Genomic DNA, 12,801 nt, shown 5'->3' with positions numbered 1-12,801 from the left:
CCCGCTATCTGCCCATTGCCCTGCTTGGACGATACCGACGGGCATAGGCGACACAGGCGTCTACCGTGCTGACACAGAGCGCATCGCGGTTGTTCGGCAGGTTGTTGTCGCCGGCGTAGGCAACCTCGGCAACATGACCGTCAACCATTCGAATTTGTGTGTTGCAATAGCCGCCGGGGGCGACGTTGACGGAACCTCCGAGCGCCGGGACGGGGCCAATGGCCACCGTCGGAACGGCAATGTTGAGATTGCCGCGTTGAACGACGCGCTGATAGGTCCAGATCTGACCGGATTTGCCGACATCGGCAGTGGCGGTCGGAAAGCCGGCGCACATTCGAACGTCCGCCTCGCTAAGGCCGACCATCTCCCTGCGGGCTGCCGCCGCCGTGGCGTCCTCCTTTGCAGTGCTCGACGTGTCGTCAGGCATGACGCAGGATGACAGGATGGCGGCGCTTGCCGATAGAAGGAGAAGGGCAAGCTTTTGGGTGTGGAAAGATGTCATACCAACTTCGGATTGCGCGGGAGGCCCGAGTGCCAACCTAGGAAGTGGGCCAATCGAGTCAACCGGCAGAAAATTCACGAAGTCGTTTGGTCCGCCATTCCGCCGCACGTATCTGCTGCAAGAAGTTGAGGCTGCCGCCGTGACCGTAGCGCCCTATCTTCCGCGGGGGCATCGGATTTCCAAACCCGACCCCTTCTTGTCAGATGTACTGGCGCACGGTGCTGTGACTTTGGTTCGGCCGACGGTGTGCTAGTTTCCAGCCAATTGGTCCGGAGACGTCATGCCTATCAAGCTGCAAGAAATCGCCCTCGCTCTTCTGCTGTTGGTTGCCGGAGTTGGGGTCGGTCACGCGGAGACGGCCCAGCGGCCGCCGCCCACAGGCGGGGTTCTCTCGCTCCTGCCACCGCCGCAGATTTCCGATCATTCGATCGTCATTGCCGGACGCACGCTCGATTACGAGGCCAAGGCCGGCACGCTGTCATTACCGTCCGGCAAAGGCGATATCACCGCCGAGATTTTCTATGTCGCCTATGCACTGCATTCCGGGAAAGAAACGGGACCGGATCCGCGCCGCCCGATCACCTTCGTGTTCAATGGCGGTCCGGGAGCAGCTTCCGCCTATCTTCATCTCGGCGCGCTCGGTCCGCGGGTCCTGGCGACGGCGGCCGATGGAAGTTTCCTGCCGCCGCCGCAGAGGCTGTTCGACAACCCCGACACCTGGCTCGACATGACCGACTTGGTCTTTGTGGACCCTGTCGGAACCGGTTACAGCCGTGAAGCGCCCGGCACGGAAGCACACAGCTTCTGGGGCGTCAGCCAGGACGCCGCGTCGATAGGCGCGTTTATCCGGCTCTATCTGGCGCAGACCAACCGTACGGCATCGCCTGTCTTCCTGGCTGGCGAAAGCTATGGCGGCTTTCGAGCAGCATTGCTCGCCAGGAAGCTTCAGGAAGACATCGGCATCAGCCCGAGCGGCGTCGTGCTGATTTCGCCGGCGCTCGAATTCACGCTGGTGCGCCCGGACGAGTTCCAGCCGCTCCACTGGGCGCTCGAACTGCCGTCGCTGGCGGCAGTGCGCCTGCATAGCGAAGGCGTTTCCGGCCCTGCTCTGCAGGAGCGGCTGGCGGAAGTCGAACGCTATGCGCTCGGCGATTATCTGGCCGCGCTGGCCGGTGGGCTGGAGCAGGGTGGACGCCTGGCGAGCCAGCGTGTCGCCGCAATCACCGGTCTGCCGCTCGATCTCGTCCAGCGGCACTTTGCACGCATTCCCATAGGGCTGTTCGCCAAGGAGTTTGCACGGGCAAAGGGCAATGTTCTCAGCGCCTATGACGGCAACATCGCGACAGCGGACGTGGCGCCAGAGAGCCTGGGAGTCGAGGGTCCCGATCCGGTGCTCGACCGAAGCGTGCCGGCGCTCACCTCCGCTTTCGTCGGCTATGTGCGTGATGAATTGAACTTCCGTACGGATATCAGCTATCGGCTTCTCAACCGTGAAGTCAGCGGCAACTGGGACTATGGGACGAGCGCGACGCGTCAGGGCTATGCGGGTGTCATGGACGACCTTCAGCAGGCGCGCACGCTGAATCCCAGCCTCGGCGTACTGATCGTCAACGGCTACAGCGACCTGGTGACGCCGTACATGGGCTCGCGCTACCTGCTTGGTCAACTTCCTTCGCTTGCCGGTGCAAAGCCCATTCGCACCGAGGTGCTGGAGGGGGGGCACATGATGTATCTGAGGCCGGATGGACGGGCGGCACTGAAGGAGGCCGCGTCCGAGCTTTACCGAACGACGCAATGAGACGGTTTGCGCAAAAAAGCGCCGGATGCGCTGTTCGCCCTCTCATCAGGCCCTAGTTCCATCGCGATTGATCGGTTACACACCTAGGATGGCGTCTTTTAGCGACGTTCGACAGCGGATTAGCCGGCTCTCCAGAATCGCGCCACTGGTGCGGCGTGCTGCCGAGCGGGCCATTCGGAATACCAGGCCACACAGGCTGACAAGCCTTGTCGACCGCTGGAATGCGCTGTCGCTGGCAACGCAGTTCCTGCTCGCGGGCGGTCTATTCTCCCTGTCGGCGATGGTGGTGGTGGGGATTTCCGTCACGAACCATATCGAAACCGTGGTCACGCAGAATTCGGCTTCCGCTACGGCTCTTTACGTGGATAGCGTTATTGCGCCGCTGCTTCCGGATATGCGCAAGAGCGAAGTCCTCGACGAGAGCGTCGCCCACGCGCTCGATGAAACGCTGGGACAAGGGGCACTCGGCACAAGGCTCGAATCCTTCAAGCTCTGGCGTCGCGACGGAACCATCCTGTATTCGACCGACAAGACATTGATCGGCAAGCGCTTTGAACCCGGCGACAATCTTCGGGCGGCATTCGCAGGCCAAATGGTTTCGGAGTTCGACAAGCTCGACGATCCGGACAGCGAGGCCGAAAGAGCCAGCGGCTTGCATCTCCTCGAGATCTACAATCCGGTGCTGCAGCCATGGTCGGGGGAAGTGGTGGCCGTTTCGGAATTCTACGAGGTCGCCACTGATTTTGAAAGAAACCTGCATCAGGCACTCATTCGAACCTGGCTGGACGTTGCCGCCGTCACGGCGGCCTTCTTTCTCGGGCTGTCGGCAATCGTGTTCCGTGGCAGCCGCACGATCAGTTCGCAGAGCCGCTCGTTGAAGCAGCGCATTGCCGAGCTTTCCGATCTGCTTGCTCAAAACAGACTGTTGAGGCTGCGGGTCCAGCGTGCCTCGCAGCGTGCCACCGCACTTAACGAACGCTATCTCAGGCGCATCGGTGCGGACTTGCACGATGGCCCCGCGCAATTGGTCGCTCTCGCGGCGCTGGGGATCGACAGCCCCGTCATTGCCGATCCCGCTACGCCGCAATCGAAGCGTGCACAGGAATTGCTGGCCATCAAAGCACATCTGGACGATGCCATGCGCGAGATCAGGAGCATCAGCAAGGGCCTTGTCCTGCCGCATATCGAGCATGCCGAGCTGGGTGAAATTCTCCAGCTAGCCGTACAGGCGCACGAAGAACGAACCGGCGTCAAAGTGAGATTATCGATGACCGGCGGCCATACCCCGTTGTCGCCGGCGGCCAAGATCTGCATCTTCCGCTTCGTCCAGGAGGCGCTGAACAATGGATTCCGTCATGCCGGAGGTGAAGGTCAGTCGGTGGAGAAACATTTCGACGGCGAGCGCGTTTGTATCGAAGTGGCCGACGCCGGCGCGGGTTTTGACCCGCGAATCGTGCGTCCCGAGAGACTGGGACTCGTTGGGCTGCGCGAGCGGGTTGAAAGCCTCGGGGGCCAGTTTACCGTGACTTCCTCACAGAGTGGCACAGTCGTAAGAATGGCCCTCAACATCGTTGAAATGGGGCAGACATGACAGTAGCCATCAAGCTCGCCATCGTCGACGACCACCCGCTGTTCAGGGAAGGCGTTGTGCGCACGCTCGATCAGATCGGCGGGTTCGAGATCGTCGGTGAAGGAAGCAGCAGAGACGATGCCCTGCGGATAATCGAAGACCAGCGGCCCGACATTCTGCTGATGGACATCTCGGTTCCTGGAGGTGGCCTTGGCGTGATCGGACCGGCCCTTGAGCGGCATCCGGCACTGAAAATTGTGATGCTGACCGTTTCGGAAGAAAACCAGCACGTGATGACCGCGTTGCAGAGCGGGGCAAGGGGCTATGTACTGAAGGGGGTCGGGTCGAGGACGTTGGCTGCGATCCTGCGCACGGTAGCGTCGGGCGAACGATATGTCTGTCCACAATTGTCGGCGCGCCTGTTGGCGGATCTGTCTGCTCAATCAAAAGAGCCGGCGAAAGCTGACGGACTTGCCGATCTCACCAGCCGCGAAAGGGAGATCCTGACGCTGGTTGCCGGGGGACTGAGCAACAAGCGGATCGGGCTTCGACTGAACCTGCACGAGAAGACGATAAAGCACCACATGACGCGAATCCTAGCCAAGCTCAACGTAAGCAACAGGACCGAAGCCGCGATGACCTTGCGCGATGCGACTGAGCGCCAGCATCCGACTGTTCGCGATCATGCTTGAGCCGAAATTGCCGCACGGCGCGGCGATGTGAACTGAGCCTCAGTTGATCATTTCAAGCAATCTGTCCCGATCGGAACGCGTCGCCAGGCGCCGAATGATGGTGCGACCCTTGGCATCCCGCATTTCATATTGGCCGCTATCAATGCGCTCGCTGAGGCCGTTCGAATGCACCACGCCAATGCTCGGCCCACTTACCTCGACCCGGTCCCCCGTGATGGCATTGATAAAGAGTCTTGGCCTGCTGTCCGGGTTTACCGCAGGGACGGGATCAGGGAGATTGTCGTCCTGCGACTTTGCTTTGCCCTTGCCGGCACCGGCGTTCGAGTTCGAATTGCCGGAGTTTCCACCCGAATTGCCCGAATTGCCGTTCCCATTCCCGTTCCCGCCCCCGTTCCCGCCATTGCCGTTGCCGCCGTCTTTGGCCCAGGCAGCCTGCAGGCCGAGCGTCGGCGACGGTCCATCGAACACGACGCGATAGGGGCTCACGACGAGAACGAAGGTCAAGACGACTACAGAAATGCCGACACGACGTCCTCGTGAAGATCCGGTCCTTCGTCTCCGGGTCGTCATCAATGAACTTGCCAGTCGCATGTCGGAAATCCCTTTAATCATACGGACCTGTCGTGCTGCCTCCTGTTCGAGTTCGTTTGATGCTTAAAACAACGGTTTGTATCCGGTAAGGTCAAGACCCACCAGTCCCACGATGGTAACTGGTGGGTCTCGCTAGCGCAGGAAGGGACTATTTACTGCGCAAGTCTTTTGCCTTCCCTTGGTTGCGTCTCTCTGCGGTAGCGCCGACTTCCACCGTCAGCCAACAATAAATCCAATGGCCGCGACCCCGAAACACAGGCCAAATAACGGAAAAAGCAGCCAACGTGCCTGGTGAATGCTCGGGTCCATGGCGGCCTCCTGTAACAGTCGGCATCGCAACGGGGCTCCTCGGAACTCAGTTCCTGAAACTCTCGCATTTCGGGCTTTTGCGATAGCAGCCTCGGACCAAAGTTTGGCTGCGCGGGTCCTTGGTCGATAGGCCTACAGACTGAAGTCCCTATCCCAGGAGCCGCCCTGCATTCGGCGACCTTTGTGTCCAACTGGCAGTTGCGATCCACCGCCCCCTTCGAATGCTTTGCGTTTCTGGCTCTATGGCAGCAACGCCGTTGGTCTACTGCCGCATCGTTGAAACGGCACCAATACAGACCCATATGCGAATTGCGTCGGATGTCTCCTCCCATTGCGTCCGGCGCGTTCCCCTCTGGAGGTTGTAGACCTTCACACTTGGCCGGGCTTAACAGTCCGGCCTTTCTTTTGGCATTTGCGCAATCCGCCTGACTGCCCTAACTTGCGAGACATCGGTAAAAATCGATTTGCAAATGCATTCACATGCTCATAACCTACCAAACCATGAGCACGATTTCCAAAGTTGCTACGCGAGCGGGCGTGTCGCGCACGACCGTGTCGCATGTCATCAACCATGCGGACCGGGTATCGAAATCGCTGCGTGAACGTGTACAAGCGGCGATCGACGAACTCGGCTACACGCCGAACCCGCAGGCGCAAAGTCTGCGCACCGGCCGCACCAACATCATCGCGATGCTGATCCCGGACATCCGCAACCCGTTCTATCCGGAACTGGTGAAAACGGCGCAGTCGACGCTCGAGGTGGTGGGCCTCGACATGCTGATCTTCAACACCGACGTGCCGGGCGGACATTCACAGGATCACGGCCGCGAATATTTACGCCAGATCGGGCGCAAGCGGGTCGACGGCGTCATCGTTGCCGACTTCGCGCTGCACGGCATGCACAGCGAACTGCTCAGCCTCGATCTGCCCGCCGTCTTCATCGGCCATCTGCCGAACCATGCTGTCGACAGCGTCCAGCTGGACGATTTCGGCGGCGGCTATCTGATGGGCGAGTATCTGGCGAAGAGGGGCCATCGCCGCGTCGCCCATGTCACCGGGCCTTCCTTTTTCAAGGAGGCGATGGCGCGTGCCGCCGGCTTCGAAAAAGGGCTCGCCGACAATGGCGTGCCAATCTCCGCCGATCTGCGGTTCGAGGGAAGCTATCTTGCTCCGTCGGGACGGGAAGCCGTTACCTGGCTTAAGGAGAAGCACGGCGGAAACCTGCCGTCGGCGATGTTCTTCGCCAATTATCTGATGGCCTCCGGTGCGCTGACCGAATTCTACGACCATGGGATCAATATCCCTCAGGATATCGCCATCGCAGTCTTCGATGACCTGCCTCAACTGGAATATGTCAGGCCGAAGCTGACCCGTGTCGGCAACAGTCCGACAATGCTTGCCAAGCTCGCCACGGAAATGCTGCTCGAACGGCTGGGTGCCAAAGTCGAGGGCGCGCCGCGCACCGAAGTGATCCCATGCGCGTTGAGCCCATTCGACAGCGCGTGACGCCAGATGCCGGCAATGGGAACGGAGGTCCCTTCGCCAACGTTCGACCGAACAACATCAAAGGGAGGAATTGATGACTGACAAAACGACCCGCGGCCGGCCATTGGCCAGCCTGAACCGCCGTCGGCTGATCCAGGCCGGCGCTACTTTCGCCGCCGGCCTCACAGGCTTCCCGTTTATCAACAGGATGGCCGTGCGCGCTCAGGAAGCGCCGCTGAAATTCTGGCAGTTCTATGCGCCTGGCGGAGACGTGAAGCCGCAGGTCCAGTGGTTCGAAAAGCTGGTGGCCGACTGGAACGACGGCCACGACCAGAAGGTCGAGCTCGAATATGTCGTCAACAGCGAATACATCTCCGGCTCCAAGCTGGCGACGGCCTTCGCGTCGGGCGAGGGCCCCGACATCTTCCTCATCAGCCCCGGCGATTTCCTGCGTTATTACAATGGCGGCGTGCTTGCCGACCTGACGCCGCATATCGAGGATGCCGCCAAAGCCGATTTCCCGGAAAGCGTCATCGCCAACCGCATGGTGGACGGCAAGATCTACGGCGTGCCGATGGAAGTCGAGCCGATGGCCTTCTACTATTCGGTCAAAGCGTTCGAGGATGCAAAGCTCAACGAGAACGACGTGCCGAAGACCTGGGACGAGCTGTTGGCGGTCGCCAAAAAACTGACGACGCCCAGCCGCTACGGCGTGCTGTTCGAAACGACTCCCGGCTATTACCAGAACTTCACCTGGTATCCGTTCCTGTGGCAGGGCGGCGGCGAATTCCAGGGCAAGGACGGCAAGAGCGCCTTCGATTCTCCGGCCACCGTCCAGGCGCTGAAACTCTGGCAGGACGCCATCAATACCGGCGTGGCGCCGCGTCAGGTGGTCGGCGGCGGCTTCGACATCGTCGCCAATCTCGGGGCGGGGCTGTGCGCCATGCAGAACTGCGGCATCTGGGGCATTTCGGCGATGGACAACAACGCCAAGGACGTGCCCTACGGCATCTTCAAATTGCCGACGCCGGCCAATGGCAAATACGTCACCGTCGGCGGCGGCTGGGCCTTCGTCGCCAATGCCGGAGGCAAGAACCCGGATGCCTCCGCCCAGTTCTGCGCCTGGGCGCTGGCCTCGATGGACCAAGCCTCGATCGACCGTGTCGTAAACTGGTGCACTGTCGCCAAGAGCGATATGCCACCGCGCAACAGCGCGCTGAAGGCCGGCGCCGATGTCTTCAGCACGGGCAAGTTCGGCACCTTCGCCAAGGAGATCCATCTGGGGACGCGCGCCGAGCCGCGGGTTCCGCCGGAAGCCTACAAGATCATCTCCGACGCCATCCAGTCGGCACAGCTTGGCGGGGTTGATGCCCAGCAGGCGGCAACGACGGCCAGTCAGCAACTCGACGCGTTCCTCGCTTCCTATTCCGGCGCGCCGATCCTTTAGGTCCTTTCCAGCATGGATCAGATGAAACCGCCAGCCGCGGGCGCGAATTCCGCCCGCGGCCTCACCGCCAAGCAAAGGGAGCGCTACGCTGCATGGCTGTTCGTCCTGCCCGATGCGCTCGGCCTGCTGGTGTTCGTCGGCGTGCCGATGCTGCTTTCGCTCGCCGTCGGGTTCTTCGAAGTCAACGGCTTCGGCGGCTATAGATTCGTCGGGCTCGGCAATTATCGGCGCATGTGGGGCGACCCGCTGTTCTGGTCGTCCGTGAAGGTGACCGTGGCCTATGCCGTCATGCTGGTGCCGGCGCTCTACGTCGCCGGACTGGGACTGGCGCTTCTGGTGCAGAAGACCAACCGCTTCAACGCGGTCATGCGCTCGATGTTCTTTGCGCCGCAGATGGTCAGTCTGGTCGTGGTGGCGCTCGTGTGGCAGCTCATGCTGGTCGAAAAGGTCGGCATCGTCAGCCGGCTGGCACCGCTCGTCGGCCTCGGCGGAATCTCGCTGCTCGGCGACCCAAACCTCGCGCTGTTCACGCTGGTGCTGGTCAGCGTCTGGTTCCTGATGGGCTTCTACATGCTGATCTTCCTCGGCGGGCTCCAGGACATCCCAGCGGAGTATTACGAAGCCGCGAAGATCGACGGCGCCGGGCCGGCGACCAGCTTCTGGTACATTACCTTGCCCCTGCTCAAGCCGACCAGCTTCTTCGTCCTCCTGGTCTCGCTGGTCGCTTCTGTCGCCGGCGGCCAGGTCTTCGACCTGATCTATGTGATGACCAAGGGCGGTCCGGTCAATTCGACCTCGGTACTGATCATCTACATCTACAAGCAGGCATTCCAGTTCGGCGCCTTCGGCTATGCGTCGGCGATGGCATCGCTGCTGGTGCTGGCGCTGATGCTGGTCACGGTCTTCTTCTTCGTGCTGACGCGCGGCGGGCGCTTCGAGCATGACTGACGGCCGAACTCCTTCCGGCCTTTCGCAGATACGGGCGGCGAGACTTGCCTGGATGCTGGCAACCGCCGCACTTGGCCTGATGACGGTATTCCCGCTTGTCTGGATGCTGGTCATCTCGCTGAAGCCAGCGAGCGACGTCTTCACGCCGAGCCTCATGCCGGAACGGCCGACGCTCGGCAATTTCCTCTATGTGCTGACCGAGGTGCCGTTCCTGCGCTATCTCTTCAATTCGTTCTTCGTGTCGGCGACGGTGACGGTCGCTGCGCTGTTCTTCCATTCGATGGCCGGCTATTCGCTCGCACGGCTGCGTTTTCCGGGCCGCGACACCCTGTTCCTCGCCATGTTCTCGACCTTCCTGGTGTCGCTTCCGGTCATCATCGTGCCGCTTTTCATCCTGACGCGGATGCTGCACATGCTGGACAGCTATGCCGGGCTGATCATTCCGGCGATCTTCAACGCATTCGGCATCTTTCTGCTCAGGCAATATTACCTGTCGCTGCCCAGGGAACTGGAAGAGGCCGCGATCATGGACGGCGCCGGCTACTGGCGCATCTATTGGAGCATCATCCTGCCGCTCAGCCGGCCGATCCTGTCGGCGCTGGCGATCCTGTTCTTCCTCGCCAACTGGAACGCTTTCCTGTGGCCGCTGACGATCACGTCGGACCTCAACCTCTGGGTGGTGCAGGTTGCGATCGCAAATTTCAAGAGCCAGTACGCCGCCGCCTGGAATTACGTCATGGCCGCCTCGACCATCGTCGCCGTGCCGATGCTGGTTCTTTTCGTGATCTTCCAACGCCAGATCATGGAATCCATCAAGACAAGCGGCCTGAAATAACCGCTGAAGCAAGAGGAGAAACACATGGACAATGCCGGCCTGTCGCCGCTTCGCGGGCTCGCCAAATTGCGCGACGCCAAAACCCGCCGGTTTTCAAGCTACGACCGCACCGGCGGCAATGACGACCGGCTGCACATAGAACCCGGCCAGACGGTGGTGATTGCCGAGCACGACGGTGCCGGCATCGTCACGCATATCTGGGCGACGCTCGCCTGCAAGAGCGAGGCATTCCTGCGCAAGATCGTGCTGCGCGCGTACTGGGATGGCGAGGAACATCCGAGCATCGAAACGCCGATCGGCGATTTCTTCGGCATAGGGCATGCTCGCACCCGCAATTTTGCCAGCCTGCCGGTGCAGGCAAGTCCAGAGGATGGCAAGGCCTTCAACTGCTATTTTCCGATGCCGTTTGCCAGCCACATGCGCTTCACCGTCACCAATGAGGCCGAGGACGACCTGCTTTTCTATTACTATGTCGATCTCGAACTGCATGAGGAACTCGAGGAAGGCCTGGGCCGCTTCCACGCCCAATACAGGCAGCAACGACCTGATGGCATAGACGAGACGGGGCTGGCCAACGAGCAGGTCCTGTTTGGCGGGGAAAACACCGACGGGAACGGCAACTACACCATCCTGGAGGCTGAAGGTCACGGCCACTATGTCGGCGTGCTCTATTCCGTCTATTCGCGCCGGCGTTCCGCACTATGGGACTGGTACGGCGAGGGCGACGACATGATCTTCGTTGACGGCGAGCCGGGCATTTCCGTGCCGGATACGGTGCGCAAGCCCGATCCGCGTATCGGACCGAAGGCCGAACTGATCGGAGATCGCGGCGAGACCAGCCCCGGCGTCAACGATGCCTGGCCGCCAACGCTGCACGGCACCGGCACGGAAGATTATTTCAACACGGCATGGTGCCCGACACAGGATTACAGCGCGCCCTATCACGGCATCATCGCTGCCGGCGGGCCGAACTGGACCGAGCCGGTTACGCTCTATCGCTGGCACATAGAGGACCCGGTCATCTTCCACAAACGCATCCGGGTGACCATCGAGCACGGTCACGCCAATCGCCGCTCGGACGACGTCTCGTCGGTCGCCTTCTGGTATCAGGCCGAACCGCACAAACCGTTCGAAGCGCTTGCCGATGTCGAGGACCGCATCCCCACCTATCGCGCGCCTTATCACAATTGGAATGCCGCCTTCGACGAGAAGAGGCGTTAGGCCGGCATGCGTTCGAATTGAGCCATGCATCCCGCGCTGTCTGCGTCGGGATCACCCTGCCGTAGCGCGCCGCCTCAGCTGCGAGGTGGAAGTTGCTGGACAGACCAGGTGTTACCGTCGGGATCCTCAAAGAAGACAAATCTGCCCCAGGGAAAATCCTTGATATCGCTGACCTCGATGCCTTGAGCGGCCAGGTACCGGTGCGCCTCGTCGATATCGGGCACGACCAGTTGCAGGCCCCTCATGGATCCCGGCGGGCTGTCGACGAGGCCCTTGCCCATGGCAATCGAACAGGCCGAACCGGGCGGCGTCAATTGCACGAAACGTATCTCGTCGCTTACGGTGTGATCGTGATCGAGATGAAAGCCGACCTTACCAACATAAAAGGCGATTGCTCTATCGACGTCCGATACGGGGACCGGGACCAGTTCCAGCTTCCAATCCATGACAGTCCTTTCGCAGCTTGATCGGTAAGTGGTGCCGGACACCGTGGGCGAAATCCCGCCATCTTCCCAATGCCATTGTCGGCGCGGGCCGCTCAGTCAGTCAAGAGATGTCCGGCAAGAGATATCCGGGTTCGGGCAACGTGAGGACTGGTCTCATTGCTGACGGCGTTCGGAACCGATGAGCGCCAACAGGCTCTCCGACCGACCGGCTCCCGCCGCTTTGCCAGGCGATTTTCATAGGACCACGAAACAATTATCTCCGGCCGCCGTTTCGCCTGCAGAACCTTTCGAGGAGGCGACGATGAGCGCAACCGGCTTAGACGTTTTTGACAAAACGCTGCAAATAACAAACATCTGGCTTGACGAGATCATGGCGGATCTTGGTCCGGATCGACACGTCGCCTGGCATACATTGGGCGCCGTTCTGCGAACCCTTCGGGACAGGCTACAGATCGGACTGGCGGCTAAATTGGGAGCGGAACTGCCGCTGCTCGTGCGGGGCGCCTACTATGATCGCTACCGGCCCGCCGACATGCCCGACAAGACACGCTCGCTCGAGGAGTTCCTGGGACACATCGCCGATGAATTGAAATCGACCCGCCCTGTCGATCCCGAGGATGCGGCACGCTCAGTGCTGCGTGTGCTTGCACGGCATATCGACCTTGGCCAGTCGGCAAAGGTGCGAGATGCGCTGCCAAAGGAAATCCAGGTGCTCTGGCCTGAAAGCGTGGGCGTCAAATAGTGGCGACCCCGCTCATGCGGACGCGCGACCGACCAACTGCCTCGAAACGCTGACGTTTAGAAACCTGCCGACGGTGTCCAGGTCGTCACGAATGCCGCACGATGTGTTCGACAAGGCGATGTGCCTCCTCGGCGATCGCCAATATTATGCCTGATTTGCGCGTGGAGGCGAAATCCAACCCGGCAAAGTAGATGCCTGGCAGGGCGGCCACGCCA

At 61.0% G+C, this 12,801-nt stretch carries 13 protein-coding genes; 9 read left to right on the top strand and 4 right to left on the bottom strand.

Features of this window, described 5'->3' with window-relative positions; all coding sequences use genetic code 11:
• Positions 1–4: 4 nt before the first annotated feature.
• Positions 5–502, bottom strand: coding sequence for a hypothetical protein (locus NKG60_RS14875; RefSeq protein ID WP_352664488.1), 498 nt, complete (start codon positions 500–502; stop codon positions 5–7).
• 280 nt (positions 503–782) lie between these two features.
• On the opposite strand from NKG60_RS14875, the gene NKG60_RS14870 reads away from it, so the two are divergent.
• From NKG60_RS14870 to NKG60_RS14860, 3 genes are all read left to right on the top strand, one after another.
• A complete protein-coding gene (locus NKG60_RS14870; RefSeq protein WP_352863329.1) occupies positions 783–2,300 on the top strand; it encodes a S10 family peptidase in 1,518 nt (505 codons plus the stop codon).
• Between the two features lie 535 nt (positions 2,301–2,835).
• The gene (locus tag NKG60_RS14865; protein ID WP_352664492.1) at positions 2,836–3,891 is read left to right on the top strand and encodes a sensor histidine kinase; all 1,056 of its coding nucleotides are present in this window, start codon (positions 2,836–2,838) and stop codon (positions 3,889–3,891) included.
• Positions 3,888–4,562, top strand: a complete 675-nt coding sequence (locus NKG60_RS14860) for a response regulator (RefSeq protein WP_352664494.1) — start codon at positions 3,888–3,890, stop codon at positions 4,560–4,562. The genes NKG60_RS14865 and NKG60_RS14860 overlap by 4 nt, the downstream gene beginning before the upstream one ends.
• A 39-nt stretch (positions 4,563–4,601) precedes the next feature.
• Here NKG60_RS14860 and NKG60_RS14855 read toward each other — a convergent pair whose 3' ends face one another.
• Positions 4,602–5,066: a hypothetical protein gene (locus tag NKG60_RS14855; RefSeq protein ID WP_352664496.1), complete on the bottom strand. Its 465-nt coding sequence runs from the start codon at positions 5,064–5,066 to the stop codon at positions 4,602–4,604.
• 897 nt (positions 5,067–5,963) lie between these two features.
• Here NKG60_RS14855 and NKG60_RS14850 point away from each other — a divergent pair.
• The 5 genes from NKG60_RS14850 (at position 5,964) to NKG60_RS14830 (ending at position 11,398) form a co-directional block, all read left to right on the top strand.
• Positions 5,964–6,968 carry a LacI family DNA-binding transcriptional regulator gene (locus tag NKG60_RS14850; RefSeq protein ID WP_352664498.1) on the top strand — a complete coding sequence of 335 codons (1,005 nt, stop codon included), beginning with the start codon at positions 5,964–5,966 and terminating at the stop codon, positions 6,966–6,968.
• Between the two features lie 73 nt (positions 6,969–7,041).
• Positions 7,042–8,394, top strand: a complete 1,353-nt coding sequence (locus NKG60_RS14845) for an ABC transporter substrate-binding protein (RefSeq protein WP_352664500.1) — start codon at positions 7,042–7,044, stop codon at positions 8,392–8,394.
• Between the two features lie 21 nt (positions 8,395–8,415).
• Positions 8,416–9,342 carry a carbohydrate ABC transporter permease gene (locus NKG60_RS14840; RefSeq protein WP_352975047.1) on the top strand — a complete coding sequence of 309 codons (927 nt, stop codon included), beginning with the start codon at positions 8,416–8,418 and terminating at the stop codon, positions 9,340–9,342.
• On the top strand, positions 9,335–10,177 hold the full coding sequence (locus tag NKG60_RS14835; RefSeq protein WP_352664504.1) for a carbohydrate ABC transporter permease: 843 nt from the start codon (positions 9,335–9,337) through the stop codon (positions 10,175–10,177). Before NKG60_RS14840 ends, NKG60_RS14835 begins: the two co-directional genes overlap by 8 nt.
• Before the next feature lie 24 nt (positions 10,178–10,201).
• Entirely contained in the window at positions 10,202–11,398 is a 1,197-nt protein-coding gene (locus NKG60_RS14830) for a glycoside hydrolase family 172 protein (protein WP_352975046.1), read from the top strand.
• Between the two features lie 74 nt (positions 11,399–11,472).
• Here the strand turns inward: NKG60_RS14830 and NKG60_RS14825 are convergent, their stop codons facing one another.
• Complete coding sequence (locus NKG60_RS14825) at positions 11,473–11,844, bottom strand: VOC family protein (protein WP_352664508.1); 372 nt, start codon at positions 11,842–11,844, stop codon at positions 11,473–11,475.
• 301 nt (positions 11,845–12,145) lie between these two features.
• On the opposite strand from NKG60_RS14825, the gene NKG60_RS14820 reads away from it, so the two are divergent.
• On the top strand, positions 12,146–12,586 hold the full coding sequence (locus NKG60_RS14820) for a DUF2267 domain-containing protein (RefSeq protein WP_352664510.1): 441 nt from the start codon (positions 12,146–12,148) through the stop codon (positions 12,584–12,586).
• Between the two features lie 85 nt (positions 12,587–12,671).
• Here the strand turns inward: NKG60_RS14820 and NKG60_RS14815 are convergent, their stop codons facing one another.
• A complete protein-coding gene (locus NKG60_RS14815) occupies positions 12,672–12,797 on the bottom strand; it encodes a hypothetical protein (RefSeq protein ID WP_352664512.1) in 126 nt (41 codons plus the stop codon).
• Between the last annotated feature and the right edge of the window lie 4 nt (positions 12,798–12,801).

This window comes from Mesorhizobium sp. M1428 (genome assembly GCF_040317515.1).
Lineage (GTDB): Bacteria > Pseudomonadota > Alphaproteobacteria > Rhizobiales > Rhizobiaceae > Mesorhizobium.
This window is presented reverse-complemented; position numbering and strand designations above follow the sequence as displayed.